Consider the following 25448-nt stretch of genomic DNA (forward strand, 5'->3'; position numbering starts at 1 on the left):
TTACATCCGTTCCGGGGCGGAGACACCGAGCAGCGACAGGCCGTTGGCGAGCACCTGGCGGGCCGCCTCGCACAGCGCGAGCCGTGCGAAGGTCAGCGGGGTGGCCTCTTCATCGCCCTGCGGGAGCACACGGGCCACGTCGTAGAACTTGTGGTAGGCGCTGGCCAGGCTCTCCAGGTACCGCGCGACGCGGTGCGGCTCGCGCAGCTCGGCGGCGCGGCGCAGCACCTTGCCGAACTCGCCGATCGTGCGGATCAGGTCGCCCTCGCGCTCGTGCGTGAGCAGGCTCAGGTCGGCCTCGGCGTCGAGTTTGAGGCCGAGGTCGGCGGCGTTGCGCTGCAGCGAGGACAGCCGGGCGTGCGCGTACTGCACGTAGTACACCGGGTTTTCGTTGCTGTGCTTACGAAGCAGGTCCAGGTCGATGTCGATGCCGGAGTCGACGGAGTAGCGGGCCAGCTCGTAGCGCGCCGCGTCCACGCCGACGGCCTCGACGAGGTCCTCCATCGTGATCACGGTGCCCGCCCGCTTGCTCATCCGCACCGGCTTGCCGTCCTTGACCAGGTTCACCAGCTGGCCGATCAGCACCTCGACGACGGCGGGGTCGTGCCCCAGGGCCGCCGCGGCCGCCTTCAGCCGGGCGATGTAGCCGTGGTGGTCCGCGCCGAGCATGTAGATGCACAGGTCGAAGCCGCGGCCGATCTTGTCCTGCAGGTAGGCGATGTCACCGGCGATGTAGGCGGGCGCCCCGTCGCTCTTGATGACCACGCGGTCCTTGTCGTCGCCGAACTCCTTCGAGCGCAGCCACCACGCGCCGTCGGCCTCGTAGAGGTTCCCGGACTGCTTCAGCCCCTCGACGGCACTCGCCACGGCCCCGCTCTGGTGCAGCGAGTCCTCCTGGAAGTACACGTCGAAGTCGGTGCCGAACTCGTGCAGGCTCTGCTTGATCTCGGCGAACATCAGCTCGATGCCGATGCGGCGGAACGTCTCGTGCCGCTCGGCCTCCTCCTGCGACAGCGCGCTCGGCTCCTGGCGCAGCACCTCGGCGGCGATGTCGGTGATGTAGCCGCCCGCGTAGCCGTCCTCCGGCGCGGGCTCGCCCTTGGCCGCGGCGATCAGCGAGTTCACGAACCGGTCGATCTGCGCACCGGCGTCGTTGAAGTAGTACTCGCGGGTGACCTCGGCACCCTGCGCGGCGAGGATCCGGCCCAGCGCGTCGCCGACGGCGGCCCAGCGGGTGCCGCCGAGGTGGACCGGCCCGGTCGGGTTCGCCGAGACGAACTCCAAGTTGATCTTGCGCCCGGCCAGCGCGTCGCCGAGGCCGTAGCGCTCACCGGCCGCGAGCACCTGGCGGACCTGCTCGCCCTGCGCCCCGGCGGCGAGCCGGAAGTTGAGGAAGCCGGGGCCCGCGACCTCGGCACTGGCGACACCCTCGTCCTGGGCGACCTGATCGGCCAGCGCCTGCGCGAACTCACGCGGCTGCAGCCCGACCTTCTTCGCCACCTGCAACGCCAGGTTGGTCGCGTAGTCACCGTGCTCGGGGTTGCGGGGTCGCTCGATCGTGACGGTATCGGGCAGGACGGCCTGATCGAGACCACGGGCGGTCAGCACCTGCACGGCGGACGAGCGAACCAGGTCGGCGAGAACGGCGGGAGTCACCAGGCGAGTGTATGTGGCCGTTGACAGTGGCCAGACACGCAGTCCCTAGACTCCCTTCCAGGGTAAATCGATCCTGACTGGGACGTGGGAGCACATGGCCAGCGGCACAAAGAAGCAGGGCGCCTCCAAGAGGGCGGTCAAGTCGGCGCGCGGGTCGGTGGTGTCCGGCAAGGGCACCCCGTGGGGCACGATCATCGCGGTCGTCGCGATCGTGGCTCTGGCGGCGGCCGTGGTCACCTACTACCTGGTCCAGTCGGCGCCCAAGCGTGCGCTGGCCAGCTGGACGCCCAGTGCGGGCAACCCGGACCCGTCGCTGCAGCTTCCCGGGATCGTGACGGGCAACTACAAGGGCAGCGTGCACATCCTGCCCACCGAGCGGGTGGCCTACGACCACTACCCGCCCATCGGCGGCCCGCACGACGGCTACTGGGCCACCTGCACCGGCACCGTCTACAAGACGGCCGTGCGCAACGAGAACATGGTGCACGCGCTGGAGCACGGCTCGGTGTGGATCGCCTACAACCCGGACCAGATCAAGGGTGACGCGCTGACCAAGCTCGTCGCCAAGGTGCAGGGCAAGCCGTACTCGATGATCTCCCCGTACCCGGGTCTCGACAAGCCGATCTCGCTGCAGTCCTGGGGCCACCAGCTCAAGCTGGACAGCGCCGACGACCAGCGGATCGACGAGTTCATCACCGCGCTGCGCGCCAACAACAACACCACGCCCGAGATCGGCGCCTCGTGCGACGCGCTCGGCCCCGGCGCGTTCGACCCGGACAACCCGCCCGCGTTCGACCCGAACCCGCCGGGCCCGGACGCCAAGCCGATGAACTACCAGGGCACGCAGAACGCGCAGCAAGAGGGCGGCGCGCCGGCGACCATGCCGTCGAAGTGACGCCGATGACTACCGACGAAGAGCAGCTGCCGGCCGAGGACGTGCAGCCGCGCCGCTCGACCAGTCGTCCGTTCGTGGTCGCCGCCGCGGTCGTCGCGGTGCTGCTCGTGGGGGCCGTGCTCGGCATGTTCCTCACCCAGCGGGCGATCAACTCCGGCCAGCAGGCGACCCCGGGCGAGGGTTCGGTCGAGGTCGGGTTCGCGCAGGACATGTCGGTGCACCACCTGCAGGCCGTGACCATGGCGAACTGGGAACGCGACCACACCACGGACCCGGAGCTCAAGCAGCTCGCGTTCGACATCCAGAGCACCCAGCTGGAGCAGGTCGGCCGGATGAAGGGCTGGCTCATGCTGTGGGGCCAGCCCGAGCAGGCGACCGGCGCGTACATGACGTGGATGTCCGGGCCGTCCGCGCACGGCATGGCGATGGCGCCCAGCACGGCGTCCTCGGGCGGTGCGCCGATGCCCGGCATGGCGACCGACGCGGAGCTGGCGAAGCTGCGGTCGCTGTCGGGCAAGGACCTGGACGTGTACTTCCTGCAGTTGATGCTGCGGCATCACCAGGGCGGTACCGACATGGCCCAGTACGCGCACGACCACACGTCGGCCGACGCGGTGAAGACGCTCACCAAGAGCATCCTCGACTCGCAGGGTGCCGAGATGGTGCTGATGAAGCAGATGCTGAGCGCGCGGGGCGCTCAGCCGCTGTAGCTCACCAGGACAGTTCTTCGCAGCGCCGGGTGGATTCGCAGGGTTCGACCTGCAGTGTGGCGTGCTTGATGTCGTAGGTCTCGGCGAGCAGGTTCTGCGCCGCGGCGAGGACCTTGGCGGGTTCGGCGTGCGGCTCGACGGCCAGGTGCGCCGAGGCCACCTCCATGCCCGAGGTGAGGGTCCAGACGTGCAGGTCGTGCACGTCGCGCACGCCCGCGAGGCCGCCGAGCTCGCTCGCGATGCGTTCCACGTCGACGTCGGCGGGGGCATGCTGGAACAGGATGCGCAGCGCCCGGCCCGCGAGCGTGAAGGTGCGGGGCAGGACCCACACGCCGATCGCGACACCGATGATCGGGTCGGCGTAGCGCCAGCCGGTGGTCAGTGTGATCACGCCGCTGAGCAGGACGCCGACGGAGCCGATGAGGTCGGCGAGGACTTCGAGGTAGGCGCCGCGGATGTTGAGGCTTTCCTTGGAGCCCTCCTTGAGCAGCGCGAACGCGACCAGGTTCGCGATCAGGCCCGCGACGGCCGTGAGCAGGACGGGCAGGCCGGGCACCGCGGGCGGGTCGACGATGCGGGAGATCGCCTCGACGAGCACGTACGCGGCGACGCCGAAGAGCAGCACGGCGTTGCCCAGCGCGGCGAGGACCTCGGAGCGGTAGAGCCCGTAGGTGCGGCGGTAGGTCGGGCCGCTCCGGCCGGCCAGGAGGATCGCCGTGAACGCCATCCCGAGGCCGAAGACGTCGGTCAGCATGTGCGCCGCGTCGGAAACGAGGGCGAGGGAGTGGGTGAGGACGCCGACCGTGATCTCCAGGGCCAGGAACACACAGCCGATCAGGAGCGCCGCCACGAGCCGGGGCAGCTGGCGGCCGGAAGCGCTCACGGCCTGATGGCCGTGGCCGTGCCCATGTCCCATCACTGGCCTCCTCGTCCGCTCACCGGCCTCAACATATAGCCACATGCGCATGTATGCAATACAGGTGAGCCTTACCTACTGCGGATCATAACGCCGGCGGGCTCCTTCTTGGGGGTGGCCACTCACCGCGAGGTTCAACCGATGCGCTAGGCTTTCCGAGTCGCCCAGCGATGGGCCCTCGTAGCTCAGGGGATAGAGCACTGCCCTCCGGAGGCAGGTGTCGCAGGTTCGAATCCTGCCGGGGGCACTCCAAGGATGGGAACGGGAGAGGTGCTAGCCATGGCACCCTCCTTGTTCTCGTTGTCGTGTTTGCGCTGGTTGAGTCGCCGCTCTCGGTCGAACGGCAGGATGACGGCCTCGTCGGCGGCCTGACGGGTGGCTGGCAATGTCGTTCCGGCCAGGGTGACCGTGCACTTGATCTGGTTGGTGTCCTTGTGATAACGGAGTTCGAGTCGGAGGGCTTCGAACAGTCGCCGAGCGGTGTCTTCGGGTAGTTCCTCGATCCGGACCTCGCCCATGGGCAAGGTGCCGAGCAGGTCGGGATTGGGTGCCTGCTGGTTGGCCTCCTCGGCTTCGGCGAGCTGGGCTTCAAGTTGGGTCTTGCGCTGGTGAAGTTCGGCGCGTTCCTCGTTGATGTCGCGCACGAAGTCCTCGGTCGGTGTGTCAATACGGGAGAAGTTGCGGACGAGGTTCTTGATCATCCGAGTGGTGTCGTCGATCTCGCGGCGCAGGGCGGCGAGGCGTTGTTCTCCTTCCCGTTGGGCGGCTGCGCCGAGATCTCGGACCGTGCTGTCGAGCAGGTTGCGGCGGTAGGCGCCGAAGACGTGGGTGGACAGGAACTCGTTGAGCTTGTCGACAATCGCGTCCTCGCGAATCCAGAAGCTCCCAGCGGTGGGATGGCCGTCGGGGACGTATCCCTTCTTCGGTTCGCACACGTAGTAGGCGTGGCCACGGCGGGTCTTGCCGTTCATCCGCCGGCCGCAGTCACCGTGGAACAGGTAGGTGCGCAGCAAGTACGAGCGTTTGGTCTGGGGATGCTTGACGTTGGTGTTGCTGGTGCTGCGGGAACCGAAGCGGTGTCCGCTGATGTCCTGGGCTTTGAGCCAGTCCTCCAAACTGACCAGCGGTTCGTGAACGGGTTGCGCGGACCAGATCCATTCCTCGATGGGGTTGGCGCGGTTGCCGCGGGACTTGCGGCCCTTGCGGTTCCAGACCATGTGCCCGGTGTACTTGGGGTTGGTGAGGATGTCGCGCACGTTCGAATAGGTCCAACGGCCGACGGAGCGCTTCGGGTCGACGGGTACCGGCGGTGGATAGGTCGCGGGATCGAGGTTGAGCCGGTCCGCGATGGCCTGGTAGCCGAGGCGTTCGGTGATGCGCCAGTGGTATGCCATGCGGACGGCGGGTGCCTGCGCGGGGTCGACGTCGAGGAACGTCTTCTTGACTCCCTTGGCGCGCTTGGCGGGGACCGGGTGCGGGACGTGGCGGGCGCAGTAGCCGTAGCACGGTTTCCCGACGTTGTATCCCGCCTCGGTGTGGATCGCGAAGCCGTCCCAGGACTTCTCCAGCATGTCGACGACGTAGAACTCGGAAATGCTCTGCTTGACCCGGCGGGTCAGCAACGAGGTGGCGACCTTCGGCTTGCGACCGTCCACTGTGGCCAGTTGAAAGGGCTCATCGGCCGCGAGCAGACGCACCCCGGCACGCTCCAGGCGGTGCTCGATGGTGGTGCCGTAGTACATGTGCCGGGCGGTCCGTTCGATGGACTCGCAGATGACATAGTCAAACCGCCGATCGGGACGTTCGGCCTCGGCGAGCAGGTCTTGGATACCGCCGTCACGCGTGATCGGAATGTCGAACTGTTCATGCGCGTGCCCACCGCCGCGGGCGTCGAGGTCCATGCGCCCGGATTCGACGTCGTAGAAGTGCGCGACGATCAGTCCGTCCTCGGGCAGCGCGCGCTGCGATGAACCGAGCTGGCGCGGCAAAGACAGTGTGGGGTCTTGCATGTCGCGAGTGGACACTCGGCCCAGCCACGCGAACCGCAGCAGAGTGGGCTGCGCGGCGGCGATCGGCTCGCCGCCCGCTGCCGCTGCGCTGTAGGGGCTTCGCGCGCGCCCTACGCTGCGTCGTCCAGCCCACGCGCGGACCTGTTCCGGGCCTGCCATTGTGTCACCTCCCACAACACTCGTGCTTGTTCCGCGGCCAGTCGCTGAGCCTCGATTCCTTCCACCGTGCGGATTTCGGCGACCAGTTCCGGTGGTTCGTCAGGAGCCAGACGTCCGGTGGCGTCGTCGCGGCGTTCGTATTCGCCTGCCAACGCTCACACCCCTTGTCCGCTCATGTAGAGGTTTCCGATCGTGAAATAGCTGGCGCCCAGGACGCGGCGGCGGAGGAGCGCAGTGAGTGCACGCGCCTGCGGCAGCATCTCCAAGACCGGGTTCCAGGGCTCGGTCGCGTAGGCGATCGGGACGCAATGCTGCGCGGCGAGGCGTTCGCGATCCAGAATCTCGAACGGATCGCGCGACAGCCGCTCCGCCTTCTCGGAGACGATCAGGTCGTAGCCCGGTTCCGGGGTGGACAGAGACGCGGCCAGCTCGCGCCACCCGCCTGCGCGTCGGGGCAGTCCCGCATCGTGCAGCGTCGCCGGGTCCACGTCGGCGGGCAGGTCGTAGAAGCAGTGGGTGATCACCACGCGAGGACGGAACACCCGCTCGCACAGCGAGTACTGCTGGCGCAGGAGGCGCAGGGCGATCGTGTCGGTCCTGTTCTTGCGTCCGTAGAACACCGCCCTGATCGGCTCGGACGCGGCGGTGATCCCGTCGGTGGCCGTAGTCGCTGCTGGGGCGGACATGGGAATCGTGCCTCCTGGTCTCCTCGTCCCGCGCCACGTGCAAGCACCTGTCGTTCAGCGCAAAACCAGCTGGTCAGAGTGTCCTGCTGGGTGGTGCGGGCCTGGGATCGTAGCGTCGATCGGCGAGAAACGGAGGCCCCGAACGAGTGGGCCCCGCCTGTCGTCCACGTCACACCGGCGCGGGTGTCACGCGGCGTGTGGAACCGCTTCCGGGGCCTGGTGGGTGCCGCGGGCTCGTGCTTGCTGGCGGGGGTCGTGGACGCGCCAGGTGGCGAGGCGGCAGTAGTCGCGGCTGGCATCCAGCGAAATGGCGCGCCGGCCGTGCACGGCGGCGGCCAAGGCGGTGGTTCCGGTGCCACCAAAGGGATCGAGCACCACACCGGGAACGCTGGCAGCGCTCGGGTCGGCGCAGTCGCAGGCGTCGGCGAACTCGGTGGCCCGCGACAACAGGAACTCGCGGGCGTAGCCGCCCAGCGCGGCCCGCGCCTCGACCACAAGCTCCCTACCAGGATGCTCGTGCACGGCCGTACGGCCCTGGGTGTCGATGGCACGGGGCGTGTCGCTGAGTCCCGCGGCTCGCAGCGCGGCCAGGTGGGCCTCGGTCAGGCCGTGCTCGCGCACCAGTTCCAGCGCCCGCCGCGTCTGCGGCCTGGAGGTGTCCAGGCCGAAGGCGACCGGGACTCGGCGGCGGCCCTGCCCGCAGGCGGTGCACACGCTCTGCGGCGACCACCCGAGGACGAGTCGCCGAGGCCACTCCACAGGAAACGACGCGAAGTGCGCGATACCCAAGTGCGGAGGCACCCGCAGTGGTTGAGGTGCGATCTCCCATACCGATCCGGGCAGGCGGCCTTGCGGGTGCAACATCTGCCGTCGTTTCAGAGTTTGTTGTTCCGCACCCGGGTAGTACCGGCCGTCGCGTGCTGCGCGGCCAGGATCGGATCGGTGCGGCGCCACACGAGCGAGACTCGACGCGGAGTGCGGAAGCCTGATGGTGTCGATGGCGCTGTAGTAGTGCGGGTTGAGCGTGAAATGGAACCAGGTTTCGTGGCTGCGGCGGACCCGGTCGCTCACGGACTCGGGCAGTCCGTGCGGTTTGGACCAGATGATCTCGGAGCGCAGGATCAACCCGAGTTCGTCGACGCAGCGCAGGGCGTAGCGCCAGGGCAGGCCGATCAGCGACTTCTTCGGCACGCCGTAACAGTGTGGGCCGTCGCCACAGCAGGTTCCGTTCAGGGAGCGGCCTTTGCCGCTGCCGTTGTTGTAGCTGGAGTACTTGTCACCGAGGTTGACGAAGATTGACCCGGACGGTTTGAGGACGCGGATCATCTCGCGGGTGCAGGCGATCAGGTTCTCGAGATAGGCGCCCGGGGTGTCTTCGGCACCGAGCTGTCCGCGGTAGGCGGTGTCGCCATCGCGGTAGGTCCGCAGCCCGAAGTAGGGCGGGCTGGTGATCACCAGATCGACACTGGCGTCCGGGACTGGAAGGTCACGGGCGTCGCCGTGAACGATCTCCGGTTCGACAAAGGCGATGTCGTCGTCGGTCATCGCGGCCCTCCTGTGTCCGGGCCGGCCGCAGCGATGCGCCGGAGTGCGAGGTCGTGGTAGGCGGCGTTGGTGTCGATGCCGGTGAAACGCCGGCCGAGCGCGCGAGCGGCGACGCCGGTGGTCCCGCCGCCGCTGAACGGGTCGAGGACGTGGCCCCCGGCCGGGCATCCGGCCGCGATGCACCGGCGCGGAATCTCCACTGGAGACGGTGCTGGATGCCCGGCGCGGGTGCGGTCGGGCGGGATGGTCCACACGTTGCCGGGATTGCGGCCCCGCTGCCCCTCGGCGGGTGTGCGGGGCCAGGTTCCGCGGGCGGTGTTCGGCTTGGTGCCGCCGTAGTGGGCGCGGCGGGACAGGGCACGGTCGCCGGTGTAGGGCTGCCGGATCACCTCGAGGTCGAAGTAGTAGTCCGGCTGCGTGACAAACAGGAAGAGCATCTCGTGCCGGGTCGCGAGCCGATCGGAGATCGGGGTGGGCGTGGCGTGGGGCTTGTGCCAGACGATCGCCGACCGCAAGATCCACCCGTCGTCCTGCAGCGCGAAGGCCAGCCGCCAGGGCATGCCGAGCAGATTCTTGTGCGGCACGTCCGCCCGTGGCCGGTAGTGCGGCTGCCCTGCTTGCCCTGGGGTCGTGCACCAGTAGCCGTCGGAGTTGGTGGAGTAGCTGTCACCCAGGTTGACCCACACCGTGGCCCGCGGAGTGAGCACCCGCCGGGCCACAGAGAACGTCGCGCGCAGAGTCTCGATGTAGTCGTCCGCGGTCGGTTCCAGCCCGATCTGTGGGTGCTCACGCCGGGCCCCGCAGTCTCGGCACCGCCACCGCCCGGCACCCGCGTCGCGGAGGCCGGCGGGCCGGTGGCGGCAGCCGGGCCGACCGCCGGTCCAGGTGTCGGGGGCATAGTCACGCAGCCGCCAGTAGGGCGGGCTGGTGACCAGACAGTCCACCGAATCCTCGGCCAGATTTCGGATTCCGGCTTCCGCGTCGGCGGTCACCAGCGTGACGGCGTCGTCCTCACGGGAGCGTGCAGCGAAGGTGGTCACGCGGCCCTCCCGGGGTCCTGTGCGGACAGGCCGAGGCGGCGCAGACCGATGTCGTGAAACTCCGGGTTGAGGTCGATACCGAGGTAGGAGCGGCCGAGCCGGCGCGCGGCCAGGCCGGTGGTGGCGGCGCCGCTGAACGGGTCGAGCACCACCCCGCCGTCGGGGCATCCGGCGGCGATACAGCGCAGCGGGATGTCGACCGGGAACGCGGCGAAGTGCGCCTCTCGCAAGGGGCGGGTGGTGATCGACCAGACGTCCCCGGGATTCTTGCCCCGAGCGTGCGCGGCGGTGTGCCGCGCCCCGGTCGGGCGCATCGCGTCCCCCGGTGCTTTCCCGGCGAACGGGTCGACATCCCGGTATTTGCCGTACACGCTGTGCCCGCGGCGGCGCGCGGTCGCATCGATCCCGCCGAGGTGGCCCTTGTGCGCGCCGCCGATCACGATGCCCTCCCCGACCGCTTCGGGTCGGGTGAGTGGTTCGCGGATCGGGTCGAGGTCGAAGAAATACCGTTGCTGTTTGGTCAGCAGGAACAGCATCTCGTACCGGTTCGAGACCCGGTCGCGCACGGATTCGGGCATGGCGTTGGGTTTGTGCCACACGATCGCGTTACGCAGAATCCAGCCATCGGCCTGCAACGCGAACGCGACCCGCCACGGCATGCCAACCAGGTTCTTCCGCGGCAGTGACCGCGTGCGGGCCACCCCGGCCTGGCGCACCGATTCCCGCAGCGGCGCTGCCGCACCACGGCCGGACAAGGTGCTCGCCCGCATCGCGTCACCGGTGCGACCGGGCGGTTCGGCGGAGTACGAATCGCCCAGGTTCAGCCACACCGTGCCGGTGTCGGCCAGGACACGGTGCAGCTGCGCGAAGACCTCCCGCAGCCGGTCGACGTAGTCCTGCGGGGTCGCCTCCAGGCCGTGCTGGTCATCCTCGCGGCGGGCACCGCACCGACGGCAGCGTTGCGGCACGCCACCGCGATGCGCCGCCGACGCGGGATAGGAAAGACCGGGGTGTTTGGACTGGGGAATGTTGCCGCCGCGTCCGACCGCGGCCAGGTGCGCGCAACCGGGATCGCCGCCGACCCAGGTACCGGTCCCGTAGTCGCGCAGCCCCCAATAGGGCGGGCTGGTGACCACGCAGTCCACCGACTTCTCCGCCAGGCCGGCGAGGGTGGCGGTGGCGTCGCCGGTGTAGAGCGTGACCGTCTCGTCGCGGTAGTGGACGGTGCTCTTCGGATGCTGGGTCACGCTGCCTCCCGGCCCTGGTCGGCGAGTCCAGTGGTGTCGGTGTCCGGGGTCGGCGAGACCCAGGGGGCTCGACGGTTGTGGACCGTCCAGAACAGGGCGGGTTCGACCAGCGCCCGGTGGCTGCGCTGCCGTGACCACGTCCAGTTTTCCGGCGGTTGGTCCACTCCGCGCAGCGTGCGATCACGCACGACGTAACCGAGGTAGACGGGGTTGGCCAGGATGGTGCGCACTACCGCCCGGCTCCACGCGCGTGCCCGGCCGGACACGGGATCGAGCGGGCGGGGATGCTGCTGTTCGGTCAGGCGCCGGGCGACGGCGCGGTCGCTGAGGTTCTCGTGTGCCGACCAGGCGAAGATCAGCGACACGACCGGCGCGCGCAGCGCATCAACGACCAGCCGGTGCCGCCACCCCGCACGAGCGGACTCCGGCTCCACCCAGTGATGTTCCAGGGCGTAGCCGTACGGTGCGGGCCCGAGCCACCAGCCGTCGCGGGTGCGCTGCCACAGCGTCAACCGCGACCGCCGGGCCAGCTCCACCTGATACAGGTAGACGCCCAGATCGGCAGACTCGCGCCGATCATCGTCGTCATACAGAGCCAGCGGGTATCCGGTGAGGGCTTCGCGCAGCCGCCGCCATCCGGTGGGTGACTCCGGCCTGCGCGTGCGATAGCTGACGAACCGATAGAACAGAGGATTGATCCGGGGCGAGACCCGACGCGGGCGACGATCCGGTTGCGGGGTGAGGTCCATGAGATTCGCTCCTTCGGCAAGGTGGGTTTGAGGTCGCGAGCCGCGGGACGTCGGCTCCCGTCGCTGCGCCACGGGCAAGGCGCCGACGGCTGCTGGGTGAAGCGGCGCGCACTCAGGCGGCGGCCAAATCGGGCCGTGTCCCGCGCCCGGGGCGGGGTGGTCGCGGCGGTGCGGGCACCGCGGGGAGGGGCTGGTTCAGGGCCGGATCGGCGGCGTCGGGATCGGCCCGGAGCACCAGCGCGGTGTGGTGCGCGGGCAGCGCGACCGGATGCCCGAGCGCGCGTTCGGCGCGGGTGGCGGCGCGCCGCTGGGCCAACGACGCGCGGGTGTAGGTGCGGCCTCGTCGCACCGTCGCGGTCAGCGCCACACACCGCGCAACCGGTGCCAGCCCGGCCGCGGTGGCGACCGCCGCGATCCGGCTGGGAACGTCGAGCAGGTCGTGCCGCACGGGGTGGCGCTGCGGGGCACTGGTGATGACCACGTGCCCGCCCGGACGCAGCAGCGGCCGGTATTGCGCGAGCAGCCCGTGCAACCGCTCCAGCGCACCATCCAGGTCGCCGGCCGGACCGGGTCGCAAGGTTGTCAGGAGGAGATCGATCCGCCCGGTCAGTCCGGCCGTGGCCGCGGCGACGGCCGTGCCGGGGCGTCGGTCGAGGATGAGGACCATGCCGTCGACGAACACCCCGCGTGCCTTCGTGGCGGTCACGTTGGCGCGGGCCAAGCGCCACCACCGGCGCTGCCCGGTCAAGCCGATCGCGTGCCGCCCGGCCCGGAGCGCTTCGACGATCGTGGTGCCCGCTCCGCAGTCGGGATCGAGCACGACGCCACCAGGCCGGGTCAGCGCCGCGATGGCGTAGTGGGCGATCGCCGGGGCCATCAGGGCAGGGTCGGCACCGGTGGCGTCGTGGTAGCCGCCCTCGTTCAGCTGGGCCGTCAGGCTGTCGGTCCCGGTCGGCCACACCGACGACACAACGGGACCTTCGGACCGCTCCCCCGCCGGGCGGGGGAGCTGCGTGCCGGTGCGCTTAGACATCCGAGGTCTCCTTCTGGTCGAGGGCACCGTCGTCCGTCGCGTCCGACGCCATCCGCCCGAGCAGAACGAGGTCGTGGTGCACCGTGCGCAGCGGTGGCGCTGTGGCGTCGACCGCGCGCGGCGAGAAGTCCGGCACAGCTACTGCGGTGCCCATCCGGTCGGCGGTTGTGAGGCAGTCCGGCGTGTCCGGTACGGGCGCGGTGAGCACGGCGATGTGATCGAGACATCGCAACCCCTGACTACCCAGGGTGTTCAGCAAAGTCGCGTGCGGATCACGCAGCCAACCATCGCGGCTATCACTGTGTGTGACTATTGCGAGGAGGCCGCGCGGGGTGAGCAGGGCGTCCCAGTCGGTGCGTGCGAGCCAGTCGGTGGCGTGCGGATCGAGCGCGGTGATGATCAGGTTGAAGCCACCGCGCGGTCCGTCTCCGTCGCGATGCCGAGGGCGTGCGGAGTCGGGGTGCGGTCCGGGTATCGGGTGCAGCCCGAGCCGACCGAGTCGGGGTCGCGACGCCGACTCGGATGCGGCGCGGCGGGATGAGTCGGTGTGCTCGGCCGGATCGTCGGGGGCGGGTGCCGTGGTCGCGGTGTCGGCGCCACGGCCGAGCCGAGCGACGGTCCAGACTGCCTCGGCGAGACCGGCGTACGCCTCGGCGCTGCGGGCGTTGCCGGCCGCGTGCTGAAGAGCGCGCGGGGATGGCGGCGGCGTGAGCAGAAGGACGCGGTCGCCGGGGCGGGTGTAGGTCGTCACGAGGGTGACGATCGTGCGTCCGAGCCAGCCGGGAAGCAGTGCGGTACCGGACAGCATCTCCGCGTCGGCGAACGACCAGAACGTCGCCGGACGTGGACGCCGGGCAGCTGCGGTAGCAGGTGTGGTTCGTGGCGCGCGGTGCCGGCCACGGCGGGGGCTCGCCGTGTCGCGATGTGGCAAGCGGCGGTGACGGCGTCCGGGCTCGGGATGCGGTGTTGAAGTCATCGGTGGCCTTCCTCGCGGTGTGATCGGCGTGGTCTGCCAAGTCACCCCAAGAAGCCGGTTTTGAGGCCGTTTTTCGACACCGCTCGCCCAAGTTTTTTGCGAACTCCCGAAGCCCACCGCCCCACGCATCTTGACGCGAACCCGAATACATCGACGCTTTCCCAGCGTCCGGAGGTATTCGAGCACGACACTGTGTGGATTGACTTGCCGTCGAATAACCCACGCTCGGGTCAAGAAGAATTTCTGACCCGATTCAAAAGCGCTCGGCCGGAGTCGCCACGAGTCCACCACGGCGGACCGCCGACTGCCTACTAAGAAGCACTTAAAAGACCAGCTCACACGCTACTAAGGCGATCCTGGATGCCGCCGGGGCAGGCTGTCCCGAGCGGAGGTTTCTGAATCCTTCAAGGTGGCGGCTTTAGTAGCCGCGTCCACCTACTAAGAAGATCATCATTGTTCTTTTCTTGTCCTTTTCTTGTCGCCGCCCTGGCGTCCTGACGGAGCTGATTCACCAACTCCAGTCAGGAGCAACTCAATGACGAACGACGAGATTGTGTCCGCACCTATCCGGCCCGATCACGAGGGGCACGAATGGTTGCCGCTGGACACCGCGCGCGACGCCTTCGGGTGGCTGGTCACCGGGCCGAAGCCGATGGCCGTGGACGGGGCTCGGTTCGCCGGATTGCCGCGGCGGCCGGTGCCGCTGGACGAGCTGCGGGACCGGGTGATGAGCAAGCAGTGCCCGCATCGCACCCAAGACGACGTGTGGGCGCATTTGGTTCTGCGTTCCCGCGCTCACGGGGGCGCGTGGACAGTCGCGTGCGTCGGGATGGCACTGCCGTCGCTGGCCTCGAGTTCCCGGTGGCTGGCGGCGCGGTATCCGCTCGATCGCGCAGATGTCCACGCGGCCGTCCTCGCCGGATTCGTCCAAGCGTTGGCGACGGTGGATCTGACCGATCCCGGGATCATCGCCAGGCTGCACTTCGCCGCTCGCCGTGCCGGGCAAGCGGCGCTGGAAGCGTCTCTGGACGCCCCGCTGCCGGCGGGCTCGGGCTATCACTCCGCGGCGCCGCGCCCGCCGTACGGGCACCCCGACTTGGTGCTCGCGCGGGCGGTCGGTGAGCAGATTCTCACCCCCGCCGAAGCGGACCTGATCTCGGCGACCCGGCTCGGCGAAACATCGGTGACCGACTGGGCGCAAGCCCACGGCACCGCGCTCAAGACCGCGTTCAAGGCGCGTGATCGAGCCGAAGACCGACTCGTTACGTGGCTGCGCGATCAGCTCGCCGACACCGACTCCGAAGACCCCGTCGCCGACGCAGCGGTCGCCGCTCTGGTCGCCGACTCGTCGGACGCTCCCGCCGAGGAAAACCCGCACTTGTCACGCGCTGTAAGCGGTCGTCTGCGCAACGGCTGGCCGACCGATTCCAAAAAATCGTCACGGGCGGTGTCGAAAAACGACCCGAAATCCGGCTTCTTGGGGTGCGGGGAGATCCCACCCAGCTCTCCGCGTACCGCCGAGCACGAGCCGACTTCGGAGGTGCGCCGATGCGCGTGACACCCCATCCCCAAACCCAGCACACCACCGCGCCGCCGCGCTCCCTCGCGTCGAGCGCATCCGAGCAGAACCGGCCCCGCACGGGCGTCGCCGGCCACTCGCGACCGCCAGCACACGCGGATGCCGCACGTCCACGTCATCGGACCTCTCCGGCGCGACCGGTGCGCCGCGCGGTGACGCGCTCGGTTGCCTTCGCGGTACTCGGCGCGGTCCTGCTCAGCTCGCTCACCGCGGATGCGGCGCAGGCTTCCACACAGGTGCTCGCGATCGCGAGCAGCGTCGGGCAGGTCTTCGACAACATCAGGAATTGGTTGGTCGGGATCCTCGCCGGGCTGGCGACGGTGTTCCTCACCGTCGGCGGCGTCCGGTACCTGATGGCTGCGGGTGATCCCGGGGAAGTAGAGAAGGCCAAGCAGTCGTTCAAATCGGCGGGCTGGGGCTACGGGCTGGCGGCGCTGGCGCCGCTCGTGGTGGAAATCCTGCGCGGGATTGTCGGGGCCTGAGGCCATGGCTGCGACCCGACACCCCCGCGTGCCCGAGCCCGATCGCGGCGAGCCCGGCACCGGCGCACGCCCGGCGGACCCGGCGCGCCGGGAGCGGGTCCTGCTCGCCCCGCCAACCTCGCAGCTCACCGGACGCGGTTCCCGGCGGCGGCTGGTCTGGCTGCTGGCTCTGGGGCTGACCGTGGTGCTCGGCGGTGCGCTGGCTGTCAGTGCGTGGGCCTCGCCCGGCGCACCCCGGCAGCCGGGCACGCAGCAGGCGGCGCTGGTGCAGCCCGCGGCGCAGCAACCGCCACCCCCGTTGCCGCTGCCGCCCAACCCCAGCGACACGTGTGCCCCGAACTCGCCGGACCCGACGTGTCACTTTCCGACCGGCACGCCGCGCCCGTCGGTCCCGGCGACGCCGCTGCCGCCGATCACCGAGCTGCCGCCGCCGACAAGTTGCTTCCCCGGCCAGATCGGGTGCACGCCCGGTGGCCCGACCACGGCGCCGAGCACGACTGCGAACCCGCCGTGCGCGGGTGAGGACTGCATCCCGCAGCCCACCCCGCCGCCGAGCACGAGTACGCAGCCGGGTGGCCCCAGCACGGGAAACGGCGATCCGGACTGCGGGCTGACCAACATCACCGGCTGCATCGCCAAGGCGATCAACGGGGTGTTCAAGGATCTGGTCAATGCCGCGCTGTCGCCGATCCTGGAGTTGCTCGGCCACACCGCGCTGACCACGCCGACACTGGATCAGCTTCCCGGTATCGGCGAGCTGTGGAACAACTCGTGGCAGATCGTGCTGGCCTGCTACGGGATGCTGATCCTCGTCGCCGGGATCGTGGTGATGTCCCACGAGACGGTGCAGAGCCGGTACTCGATCAAGGAGATCGGCCCGCGGATTCCGATCGGGTTCCTCGCCTCCGCGCTGTCGTTGTTCTTCGCGGAGAAGTTCATCCGGCTGGCCAACGCGCTGTCCGCCGCCGTGCTCGGCGACGGGGTGAATCCGCCGTCGCTCGGATCGACCCTCAAGGACGCGGTCGAGGGCGCGGTGTCCGGCGGGTTCTTCATGATCCTGCTGGCGCTGGTGCTCGTGGTCGTCGGGATCGCCCTGCTGATCGTCTACGTCGTCCGCGTGGTCATCACGTTGATCTTGATCGTCACCGGGCCGCTGTTTCTGATGTGTCACTGCCTGCCCCACACCGACGGCATCGCCCGGTGGTGGTGGAAGGCGCTCGGGGCGACGCTGGCGATCCAGGTTGCCCAGTCGCTGGTGCTGATCACCGCTGTGCGGACCTTCCTGGCCGGCGGAGTGCATCTGTTCGGCTCGACGCTGTCCGCGCTCGGCATGCTCATCGCCGCGATCGCGCTGTTCTACATCTTGTTCAAGATTCCGTTCTGGTTCCTCTCGGCCACCAAGATCGGCAACGGCCGGTCCTTCCTCGGCGGGCTCGCGAAGGCGTACATCGCGGCGAAGACGTTCGGGATGGTCGCCGGGAAGTCCGGCGGGCTGGGCAAAGCCGGCGCGGTCGCCGGTGGCGGAAAAGGCGGTAAGGGCGGTGGGGGCCGCGGCGGTGCTGCTGCCGATCCGCCGTGGCCTGCTCAGCCGCGGATCGCGCCGACCCCGGAGGCGGTCAACAAGCGGTTGCAGGCGGCCTACGACGCCGACCGCGCCCGTGCTGCCCAGCAGCCGCGCCCGCCCTCGCAGCGACCGGAGTTTCTGCAGCCCGGTCCGCAGGAGACCACCCACGACCCGGCCGTCACCCCGGCCACCCAAGGACCCGTCATGCCCGAATTCAGTTCCGTATCCAAGCCCGCTACGGCGGTCCCGCCGCCCGCCGGGCGGCGCAGGCAGGCCGCGACGGCGCCCCGGTTCCAAGCTCCCGGTGCGCCGCGCCGCGCCGGTGGTGCCGCGCCCCCGGCTCGACCAGTGGCGGTGGCCGCGGTTCCGCCGCACTTGCGGTTCCAACCGCCGACGCCGGAACCGCCCCACGTGTCCCAGCCGGTCAAACCAGCGGCCGTGCGACCCGCTGCCCCGGTGTTCCGGACCGCGCACCCGGAGCCGCGCATCGGAGACGCCCGCCCACGCACGCCGTCCGTGCCGCCGGTGACGTTCCGGGCGCCGACCACGCCACCGAAGTCCGTGCCGAAAGCCCCACCCCGTGGAGGTGAGAAGTCATGACCCAGCCCGTACGCATACCGTCCGACGTCGATCGCGAGGATCGCGTCCTGGCCAACCTCACCGCTCGCCAGCTGGCGATCCTCACGGTGACCGGGATCGTGCTCTACGGCGCCTGGACGCTGGCCCGCGGTGTGGTGCCGCTGCCGGTCTTCCTGATCGTCGCTGTTCCTATCGGGGTCAGTGCCGCGGTCCTGGCATTGGGGCAGCGCGATGGCATGAGCCTGGACCGGCTGGTGCTCGCCGCGGTCCGCCAGCGGCTGCAACCTCGGCACCGGGTCGCCGCTCCCGAAGGGGTGCGGGCCGCACCCGAGTGGCTGACCAGCAGTATTACCGCGACTGATGCCACCGGTACTGCGCGCACGTCGGAGGTGTCGCCTGCTGCGCTGCGGCTGCCCGCGGAAGGGGTCACCGAGGCCGGTGTCGTCGACCTCGGTCCGGACGGCGTCGCGATGGTCGCGGTGGCCAGCACCGTCAACTTCGCGCTCCGCACGCCCGGTGAGCAGGAGGCCCTGGTCGCGTCCTTCGGCCGGTATCTGCATTCGATCTCTGCGCCGGTGCAGGTGCTCATTCGGGCCGAACGGCTGGACCTGAGCCGCCAGATCAGCGACTTGCGTGAGGCCGCCCCCGGTCTGCCACATCCGATGCTCGAAGCCGCCGCGCGGGAGCATGCGACGTATCTCGACCAGTTGCGCCGCTCCACCGATCTGCTGCGCCGCCAGGTGCTGCTGGTGCTGCGCGAGCCGATCCGCGCTACGGGGCCGACCGACGGGCTCGGCGGCGCGTCCCCGCTCGCCGCACTGCGGGCACGACGCGCCCGAAGTCGGGACGGCGAGGTTACCGAGACCGCGCGGCGCTCGGCGGAAACCCGGCTCGTGCGGAGGCTGGGCGAAGCCACTGAACTGCTCTCCCCGGCCGGGATCACGATAACGCCGCTGGACGCTGGGCAGGCCACTGCCGTGCTGGCCACCGCGTGCAACCCGGACAGCCTGATCCCGCCCTCGGCGGGTCTGGCCGGCGCGGACGAGGTGATCACCACCGCCGCTGCAGACCCCGACGACGAGCCACCAGTCCATCACCGAAGCACGGCCAGCCGGGGCGGGCACGACAGCGCCTCGCCGGAGCCGACGGCCCTGGACGAATGGGAAGGCGGGGACCTATGAGCAGGAAGTTCGGCCGTATTCGAGGCTGCGGAGCGCCGCACACGAATGCACCGTTGGGCAGGGCCAGTGCGTTCACGCCGGATTCGCTGTCGGTCGCACCCCGGCATCTGGAGATCGGCGGCGAATGGGTCTCCTCCTTCGCGATCACCGGCTACCCGCGCGAGGTGCATGCGGGGTGGCTGCAGCCGCTGCTGTCCTACCCCGGCCGCGTTGACGTGTCACTGCACATCGAGCCGATCGACCCGGTTACCGCCGCCAACCGGCTCAAGCGCCAGCTGTCCAAGCTGGAATCGGGACGGCGACACACCAGCGAGAAGGGGCGGTTGCTGGACCCGATGGTCGAGGCCGCCACCGAGGACGCCTACGACCTCTCGGCCCGCGTCGCCCGCGGCGAAGGCAAGCTGTATCGGCTCGGGCTGTATCTGACCGTGCACGCCACCAACGAAGCCGATCTCGCCGAACAGGTCGCCGCGGTGCGGGCGCTCGCCGCGTCGCTGCTGATGAACGCGCAGCCGACCACCTACCGATCGCTGCAAGGCTGGGTGTCCACCCTGCCGCTGGCGCTCGATCTCATCGGGATGCGCCGCACGTTCGACACCAGTGCGCTGGCCGCAGCGTTTCCCTTCACCAGCCCCGATTTGCCGCCCGCTGACCCGACCAGTGTTGCCGCACCGGCCGGTGTGCTGTACGGGTTCAACGTCGGATCGCAGGGTTTGGTGCATTGGGATCGTTTTTCTGCGGACAACTACAACGCGGTGGTGCTCGGGCGCTCCGGCGCGGGCAAGTCCTACCTGGTGAAGCTGGAAACCCTGCGCAGTCTCTACCGCGGGGTCGAGGTCTCGATCATCGACCCGGAGGACGAGTACCGGCGGCTGTGCGAGGCCATCGGCGGTACCTACATCCACCTCGGCGACGCCGATGTCCGCATCAACCCGTTTGACCTGCCGATCGCGATACGCCCGGACGGTCGCCGCACCGCCCCCAAGGACGCCTTGACGCGCCGGGCGCTGTTCCTGCACACCGTCATCGGGGTGCTGCTCGGCACCGAACTGTCCGCGCAGCAACGAGCCGTGCTCGACCGGGCGATCATGGCCACCTACCAGCAAGCCGGGATCACCAGCGACCCGCGGACCTGGGGCCGGCAGGCGCCGCTGCTGGCGGATCTCGCCGCAATCCTCACCGCCACGGGCGATCCGGTCGCCACGGATCTCGGCTCCAGGTTGCACCCGTTCGTCGAGGGCGCGTTCTCCACGATGTTCTCCGGGCCGACCACCACGCGGCCCGAGGGCCACATGACCGTGTTCAGCCTGCGTGACCTGCCCGACGAACTCCGGCCGATCGGCACCCTGTTGACGCTGGACACGGTGTGGCGGCGGGTGTCCAACCCGGCCATCCGGCGGCCGAGGCTGATCACCGTCGACGAAGCGTGGCTGCTCATGCAGGACCCTGCCGGGGCGCGTTTTCTGCACCGGATGGCCAAAGCAGCCCGGAAACACTGGGCGGGCTTGACGATCGCGACCCAAGATGTCGGCGATGTCCTCGGGACTGAGCTGGGTAAGGCGATCATCGCGAACGCGGCTACGCAGATCCTTCTACGTCAAGCGCCGCAAGCGATCGACGAGATCGTGGCGACCTTCAACCTGTCCGAGGGCGAGAAGCAGTTCCTGATTTCCGCGGACAAGGGACAAGGTCTGCTGTCGACCGGGACGCAGAGAGTCGCGTTCCAGTCGCTGGCTTCGCCGCAGGAAAACTCGCTCATCACAACAGATCCGGCCGAGTTGGCGCAGTACGCGGAACACGAATCTAGCACGGACGACGGTGGCGCGTTTGTAGATCTCGGTGTCGACGACACCGAGCTGACGCTTGATGCGGACGCTGACGGTCACGTCGACCTCGGCAGCGCTGCGTAACCCGCCCCACCGCTGCGGATCGCTTCAAACACAACGTTTCTGCTCGTTTCATGCACCATGACTGACTGCCTTTGCGAGGTGTCGTATGTCTTCTTCCGCCCACGTAACTACGATCCCGGCGCGGCCAGCCCGGTTGCTGACGCAGAACCGGGAGATGCGCGCAATCGGTGTCTGGAACTGGACTCTGCCTGCGCTGGCCGCCCGGTTGCCCGACGGACGGACGCAGGTGACCTGCCCGGCGGCAAGCGCGTGTACTCGAATCTGCTATGCGCGCAACGGAACTTATCTTTTCCCTGCGGTCAAAGCCAAGCATACCGCCAATCTCGCGTACGTTCTGGACGACCTTCCCGGTTGGACAGAGGCGATGATCCGCGAACTGTCGGCTCCGCGCCTGGCCGGGAAATTTGTCAGGGTGCACGATGCGGGCGATTTTTTCAGCGATGCCTACACTTTGGCGTGGTGTCGCGTGATGCGAGCCTGCCCACAGGTGACTTTTTATTGCTATACCAAGGAAGTTCGCCGATTCAAAAGGCTGATCGAACCTGACCCGCCAGAGAACTTCCTGTGGGTGTACAGCTACGGCGGTCGCGAAGACTCCTTCATCGATCCCGACCGTGACCGGGTCGCCGACGTGTTTCCTGACGAGGACGCCATCACCGAGGCCGGGTGGTCGTCGCAGGAAGCCACGGATCTGCTGGCCGTGCTGGGCCCGCGATTGGTCGGGGTGCCCGCAAACCGCATCCCGCAGTTCCTCAAGCGCATGGGCGGGCGGCGGCTGTCGGAGTGGCAGGCCGAGATCGACGCCGAACGAACACGCAAGCGGCGCCGTCATCTGCGACTCGTGCCCAACGACCCGTCCGCACCTACCTCGATGCCGGAAGTCCAATCGAGCGCGGACGACGCCGAGCGACACGCGGCCTGAATCCGCGTCCTGTCGACTTTTCCTTGCGAGAGAGGGGATTTCTGATGTCACCCACTCAGTCTGTTGTCGCTTCATCGAGGACGCTTGCCTCACCGTTGCAGGACTACCTCCGCGATCCCGGTGCTGCAATGCGCGCTGTCGTCACGGCACTGCGGGAATTCGCACTGACCTGGGGGCCACTGGTCGGGCCGGCCGTTGCGCTTGCGGTGGCTGGCGTCGTGGTCGGGCGACGGTGCTGGGCGCGCCGGTGCCATGACCGAATGGCCGCCGACGCCCGGGTGGTCACAGTGCTGGCTCCGCCCACGGTCGATCCGGACGGAGCGGCGGCCTTGTACTCCAACTTGGTTGGGCTGTTGCGGTCCGGCTGGAAACGGCGGATGCACGGCCAGCCGCACATCGTGTGGGAGTACGTGTTTTCCCATGCCGGGGTCGCCTTGCGGCTGTGGCTGCCGGGCGTCGTGCCGCCCGGCATGGCCGAACGCGCCATCGAGGCTGCCTGGCCAGGCGCGCACACCCGGACCGCCCCGGCCAAGCCTCCGATCCCCTTGTCCAACCCGCCGGGCAAGGCGGTCGAGGCCGTGGGCGGCGAACTCCGCCTGGCCCGCAGCGAGGCACTGCCCATCCGGTCGGACTTCCCCACTGATCCAGTCCGGGCCTTGCTGGGCGCTCCGGTCGGCATGGCCACTCATGAACGGGCCGTGGTGCAGATCCTTGCGCGCCCGGTCACCGGCGCTCGTGTCCGCAAAGCCCGCCGAGCCGCCCGCCGGGTCCGCACGGGCAGCTCGGTCCGGCTGGCCGGTCGCCTCCTGGACCTGATCACCCCGCACACCGGATCGCGCAAGCCCGGCACGACCGCGAAGCGGCCGGTCGTCGATCACCAGACCTCTCTGGAGAACTCCGCGCAGGACCGGGTCATCGTGGCCAAGCAGCGCAGCTCCCAGTACGAGACCCGCATCCGGTACGCCGTGGCCACCTTGGTCAACGAGCACGCGACCGGCGCGGAGCGGGTTCCGGTGCGGGAGCACCTGCGCGGACGCGGGCATGCCATCGCCAGCGCGTTTGCGGCTTACAGCGAACATAACTACTACCGTCGCGTCCGGCTCGCGCACCCGGTCCGGTCCGTGGCCGAGCGGCGTCTGGCCGCCGGTGATCTGCTCTCGATCGCCGAGCTGGCCGCGCTCGCGCACGTCCCGACCGACGAGGCCGTGCCCGGCTTGCAGCGCGCCGGAGCGAAGGCGGTGCCGCCGCCACCGGGAATCGCCACCGAGGGTGCCGGAGTGAAACCGATCGGGATCACCGACTCCGGCCACTCCCGGCCGGTGGGGCTGCGCGTCGCCGACGCGCGTCATCACCTGCACATTCTGGGTGCGACCGGGTCAGGCAAGTCCGAGCTGATGGCGCGGATGATCCTCGACGACGCCGACGCCGGCCGCGGCCTGGTCGTGATCGATCCCAAGGGAGACCTGGTCGCGGACACCCTGATGCGGCTGCCCTCGCGGCTCGGGGAGAAGGTGGTGCTCTTCGACGCCGACAGCCGCTCCCGCCCGCCCGTGCTCAATCCGCTCGAAGGCGACGACACCGCCCGCACCGTGGACAACCTGGTGTCGATCTTCTCCCACGTCTACGCCTCCAGCTGGGGACCGCGGACCGAGGACATCTTGCGCTCAGGGCTGCTGACCCTGCGCGAACTGCCCGGCACACCCACGCTGACCGATCTGCCGAAACTGTTGACAGTGCCCGCTTTCCGGCAGCGTGCACTCGAACAGATCTCCGACGATGTCCTGACCGGCTTTTGGCACTGGTACGACGATCTGTCCGACGCCAGCCGGGCACAGGTCGTCGCGCCGCTGATGAACAAGCTCCGCGGCCTGCTGCTGCGCCCGTTCGTGCGGGCATCCCTCGCCGGTGGCGAATCCACAGTGGACATGGACGCGGTGCTCGACGGCGGAATCTGCCTGGTGCGTTTGGGCAAGGACGCGCTCGGGATGGACACCGCACGCCTGATCGGCTCGATCGTCGTGGCCCGCACCTGGCAGGCCGCCACCCGGCGAGCCCGGATACCGCAGCGCGACCGGCACGATGCCTCGCTCTACATCGACGAGTGCCACAACTTCCTCAATCTGGCGTACCCGATGGAAGACATGCTCGCCGAAGCCCGGGGCTACCGGATGTCGATGACGCTCGCGCACCAGTACCTGCGGCAGCTACCGCGCGAACTGGAGGAAGGCATCAGCACCAACGCCCGCTCGAAGATCATTTTCTCGGCGTCGCCCGAAGACGCCAGAGACTTGGCCCGGCATACCGCGCCCCGGCTCTCCGAGCACGACCTCGCCAATCTGGGCCGATTCCACATCGCCGCGCGGCTGGTGCTCGACAGCGAGGAAGCTCCCCCGTTCACCGCGGTCACCGAGAAGCTTCAGCCCGCGATTCCCGGTCGGGCCAAGGAGATCCGTCGGCTCGCGCTCGTGAACACCGAGCCTCGAAGCACGCCCGATCCGGCCGAGCACGTCCAGCCGGTGGCGTTCGATCCGCGCCGCGCGGCCTGACCCTTCAGCTTTTTCCGTTTGCCCGCAGGGCGTTCTCGCGTCCTGCCGTCCTTGGAGGTGCACGGCACGATGGTGAGCAATCCCACCCAGCAACGACAATTGCGTGCACATCGGCCGGAACGACCTGTTGCGCGGGTGCTCAACTCGGCCGAGCATCACGCGTGGCTGGCCCGGCATCTCACCGATCGCGACCGGTGGCTGTGCCGGATGCTGTTCGAGCACCACGTGCTCACCAGCACCCAAATCATCGATATCGCCTTCACCGGTCGCCGCGGGGCGAACCTGCGCCTGCGCAACCTCTACCAGTGGGGCGTACTGCACCGGTTCCAGCCGCACCGCGACCGCGGATCGCACCCGATGTACTACGTCCTCGACACCGCCGGAGCTGTCGCCCTCGCTCGCGAAGACGGCATCGACCCCAAGGAACTGGGCTACAGCCGCGAGCGCGAGATCGGACGCGCATTCTCGCTACAGCTGGCGCACACCGTGGGCTGCAACGGACTGTTCACCACCCTGATCCGCCGAGCGCGTCAACCCGGTGCCGCTGGTGTGCTCGCGGCGTGGTGGTCGGCCGCCCGGTGCGGCCGGCACTGGGGCGACATCGTCACCCCGGACGGCTACGGACGCTGGAGTGAGACTGGCCGGGACGTCGAGTGGTTCATCGAGTTCGACTTCGGCACCGAGCAACTGTCCCGCCTGGCGGGCAAGCTCGCCCGCTACGAACGGCTGGCCGAGGTCACGGGCATCACCACACCCGTGCTGGTGTGGCTGCCCAGTGCCAGGCGCGAGGTCAACGCACGCAGGGTGATGACCGAGGCGCTGCGCGGTCTCGACCGGCCTGCACGCGTACCCGTGGCGACCAGCAGCGGCGAGGCCGCGGCGGACCCGCTCGATATGGCCGCGCCGCGCTGGCGACGGCTCGACGAGTCCGGCACCGCCGGTCGAGTGGCGCTGGCTGACCTGCCCACCCTCTGGCCGAACTTGCGCGCCTCGGCCCCCAGCGGTGGGCAGCGTCCGACGGCCGCCGCCAAGCCCGCCACCGCACGTCCGGAGGTGGCCCCGCC

The 25448-nt window shown here is 69.4% G+C and carries 20 protein-coding genes, 1 tRNA gene and 1 pseudogene; 12 read left to right on the forward strand and 10 right to left on the reverse strand.

The annotated features are described in order from the left end of the window. Entirely contained in the window at positions 1–1656 is a 1656-nt protein-coding gene (argS, locus tag HFP15_RS18655) for an arginine--tRNA ligase (RefSeq protein ID WP_168517302.1), read from the reverse strand. A 94-nt stretch (positions 1657–1750) separates the two neighbouring features. Here argS and HFP15_RS18660 point away from each other — a divergent pair, with 94 nt between their 5' ends. Continuing rightward, the gene (locus tag HFP15_RS18660; RefSeq protein WP_168517303.1) at positions 1751–2551 is read left to right on the forward strand and encodes a thioredoxin-like domain-containing protein; all 801 of its coding nucleotides are present in this window, start codon (positions 1751–1753) and stop codon (positions 2549–2551) included. Between the two features lie 5 nt (positions 2552–2556). After that, a complete protein-coding gene (locus HFP15_RS18665; protein ID WP_168517305.1) occupies positions 2557–3261 on the forward strand; it encodes a DUF305 domain-containing protein in 705 nt (234 codons plus the stop codon). A 1-nt stretch (position 3262) separates the two neighbouring features. Here HFP15_RS18665 and HFP15_RS18670 read toward each other — a convergent pair whose 3' ends face one another. Further along, a complete protein-coding gene (locus HFP15_RS18670; RefSeq protein WP_168517307.1) occupies positions 3263–4177 on the reverse strand; it encodes a cation diffusion facilitator family transporter in 915 nt (304 codons plus the stop codon). Between the two features lie 174 nt (positions 4178–4351). Between HFP15_RS18670 and HFP15_RS18675 the strand changes: the two genes are divergently transcribed. Continuing rightward, a tRNA-Arg gene (locus HFP15_RS18675) sits at positions 4352–4424 on the forward strand. Between the two features lie 58 nt (positions 4425–4482). After that, positions 4483–4671, forward strand: a complete 189-nt coding sequence (locus tag HFP15_RS42200) for a hypothetical protein (protein WP_210717441.1) — start codon at positions 4483–4485, stop codon at positions 4669–4671. A 651-nt stretch (positions 4672–5322) separates the two neighbouring features. On the opposite strand, the pseudogene HFP15_RS44155 reads toward HFP15_RS42200, so the two are convergent. From HFP15_RS44155 to HFP15_RS18720, 8 genes and pseudogenes are all read right to left on the reverse strand, one after another. After that, a pseudogene (locus HFP15_RS44155) lies at positions 5323–6345 on the reverse strand (recombinase family protein); the annotation flags it as partial. Between the two features lie 155 nt (positions 6346–6500). Beyond that, positions 6501–7031, reverse strand: a complete 531-nt coding sequence (locus HFP15_RS18690; RefSeq protein ID WP_168517309.1) for a hypothetical protein — start codon at positions 7029–7031, stop codon at positions 6501–6503. 186 nt (positions 7032–7217) lie between these two features. Continuing rightward, positions 7218–8576 carry a DNA-methyltransferase gene (locus HFP15_RS42855; protein ID WP_246271824.1) on the reverse strand — a complete coding sequence of 453 codons (1359 nt, stop codon included), beginning with the start codon at positions 8574–8576 and terminating at the stop codon, positions 7218–7220. Continuing rightward, positions 8573–9616, reverse strand: a complete 1044-nt coding sequence (locus HFP15_RS18700) for a DNA-methyltransferase (RefSeq protein WP_168517311.1) — start codon at positions 9614–9616, stop codon at positions 8573–8575. The genes HFP15_RS42855 and HFP15_RS18700 overlap by 4 nt, the downstream gene beginning before the upstream one ends. Continuing rightward, complete coding sequence (locus HFP15_RS18705; RefSeq protein WP_168517313.1) at positions 9613–10863, reverse strand: DNA-methyltransferase; 1251 nt, start codon at positions 10861–10863, stop codon at positions 9613–9615. The genes HFP15_RS18700 and HFP15_RS18705 overlap by 4 nt, the downstream gene beginning before the upstream one ends. Continuing rightward, entirely contained in the window at positions 10860–11612 is a 753-nt protein-coding gene (locus HFP15_RS18710; RefSeq protein WP_168517315.1) for a recombinase family protein, read from the reverse strand. Before HFP15_RS18710 ends, HFP15_RS18705 begins: the two co-directional genes overlap by 4 nt. 112 nt (positions 11613–11724) lie before the next feature. After that, positions 11725–12645 (reverse strand): DNA methyltransferase, encoded by a 921-nt coding sequence (locus HFP15_RS18715; RefSeq protein ID WP_168517317.1) that lies wholly within the window; start codon positions 12643–12645, stop codon positions 11725–11727. Then, positions 12638–13621: a hypothetical protein gene (locus tag HFP15_RS18720; protein ID WP_168517319.1), complete on the reverse strand. Its 984-nt coding sequence runs from the start codon at positions 13619–13621 to the stop codon at positions 12638–12640. The genes HFP15_RS18715 and HFP15_RS18720 overlap by 8 nt, the downstream gene beginning before the upstream one ends. A 535-nt stretch (positions 13622–14156) precedes the next feature. On the opposite strand from HFP15_RS18720, the gene HFP15_RS18725 reads away from it, so the two are divergent. From HFP15_RS18725 to HFP15_RS18760, 8 genes are all read left to right on the forward strand, one after another. Beyond that, a complete protein-coding gene (locus HFP15_RS18725) occupies positions 14157–15179 on the forward strand; it encodes a hypothetical protein (protein ID WP_168517322.1) in 1023 nt (340 codons plus the stop codon). A 173-nt stretch (positions 15180–15352) separates the two neighbouring features. Further along, on the forward strand, positions 15353–15682 hold the full coding sequence (locus tag HFP15_RS42860) for a pilin (RefSeq protein ID WP_168517324.1): 330 nt from the start codon (positions 15353–15355) through the stop codon (positions 15680–15682). Positions 15683–15686: 4 nt separating this feature from the next. Beyond that, entirely contained in the window at positions 15687–17846 is a 2160-nt protein-coding gene (locus HFP15_RS18735; RefSeq protein ID WP_168517326.1) for a TrbL/VirB6 family protein, read from the forward strand. Continuing rightward, a complete protein-coding gene (locus tag HFP15_RS18740; protein ID WP_168517328.1) occupies positions 17843–19006 on the forward strand; it encodes a PrgI family protein in 1164 nt (387 codons plus the stop codon). Before HFP15_RS18735 ends, HFP15_RS18740 begins: the two co-directional genes overlap by 4 nt. Next, entirely contained in the window at positions 19003–20916 is a 1914-nt protein-coding gene (locus HFP15_RS18745) for a VirB4 family type IV secretion system protein (RefSeq protein ID WP_168517330.1), read from the forward strand. The genes HFP15_RS18740 and HFP15_RS18745 overlap by 4 nt, the downstream gene beginning before the upstream one ends. Positions 20917–21001: 85 nt before the next feature. Continuing rightward, the gene (locus HFP15_RS18750) at positions 21002–21838 is read left to right on the forward strand and encodes a GP88 family protein (RefSeq protein ID WP_168517332.1); all 837 of its coding nucleotides are present in this window, start codon (positions 21002–21004) and stop codon (positions 21836–21838) included. Between the two features lie 44 nt (positions 21839–21882). Further along, positions 21883–24384: a type IV secretory system conjugative DNA transfer family protein gene (locus tag HFP15_RS18755; RefSeq protein ID WP_168517334.1), complete on the forward strand. Its 2502-nt coding sequence runs from the start codon at positions 21883–21885 to the stop codon at positions 24382–24384. 69 nt (positions 24385–24453) lie between these two features. Further along, positions 24454–25448, forward strand: a 995-nt coding sequence (locus HFP15_RS18760; RefSeq protein WP_168517336.1) for a replication-relaxation family protein, incomplete at its 3' end; no start/stop codon positions are given.

This window comes from Amycolatopsis acididurans, assembly GCF_012328925.1.
Classification (GTDB): Bacteria; Actinomycetota; Actinomycetes; order Mycobacteriales; family Pseudonocardiaceae; genus Amycolatopsis_E; species Amycolatopsis_E acididurans.

Coding starts and splice junctions, on each gene's coding strand:
- HFP15_RS18755 (WP_168517334.1), top strand. CDS start 21,883: ATGTCACCCACTCAGTCTGTTGTCGCTTCATCGAGGACGCTTGCCTCA.
- HFP15_RS18715 (WP_168517317.1), bottom strand. CDS start 12,645: ATGTCTAAGCGCACCGGCACGCAGCTCCCCCGCCCGGCGGGGGAGCGG.
- HFP15_RS18740 (WP_168517328.1), top strand. CDS start 17,843: ATGACCCAGCCCGTACGCATACCGTCCGACGTCGATCGCGAGGATCGC.
- HFP15_RS18670 (WP_168517307.1), bottom strand. CDS start 4,177: ATGGGACATGGGCACGGCCACGGCCATCAGGCCGTGAGCGCTTCCGGC.
- HFP15_RS18660 (WP_168517303.1), top strand. CDS start 1,751: ATGGCCAGCGGCACAAAGAAGCAGGGCGCCTCCAAGAGGGCGGTCAAG.
- HFP15_RS18665 (WP_168517305.1), top strand. CDS start 2,557: ATGACTACCGACGAAGAGCAGCTGCCGGCCGAGGACGTGCAGCCGCGC.
- HFP15_RS18745 (WP_168517330.1), top strand. CDS start 19,003: ATGAGCAGGAAGTTCGGCCGTATTCGAGGCTGCGGAGCGCCGCACACG.
- HFP15_RS18720 (WP_168517319.1), bottom strand. CDS start 13,621: ATGACTTCAACACCGCATCCCGAGCCCGGACGCCGTCACCGCCGCTTG.
- HFP15_RS18690 (WP_168517309.1), bottom strand. CDS start 7,031: ATGTCCGCCCCAGCAGCGACTACGGCCACCGACGGGATCACCGCCGCG.
- HFP15_RS18725 (WP_168517322.1), top strand. CDS start 14,157: ATGACGAACGACGAGATTGTGTCCGCACCTATCCGGCCCGATCACGAG.
- HFP15_RS18710 (WP_168517315.1), bottom strand. CDS start 11,612: ATGGACCTCACCCCGCAACCGGATCGTCGCCCGCGTCGGGTCTCGCCC.
- HFP15_RS18735 (WP_168517326.1), top strand. CDS start 15,687: ATGGCTGCGACCCGACACCCCCGCGTGCCCGAGCCCGATCGCGGCGAG.
- HFP15_RS42855 (WP_246271824.1), bottom strand. CDS start 8,576: ATGACCGACGACGACATCGCCTTTGTCGAACCGGAGATCGTTCACGGC.
- HFP15_RS18750 (WP_168517332.1), top strand. CDS start 21,002: ATGTCTTCTTCCGCCCACGTAACTACGATCCCGGCGCGGCCAGCCCGG.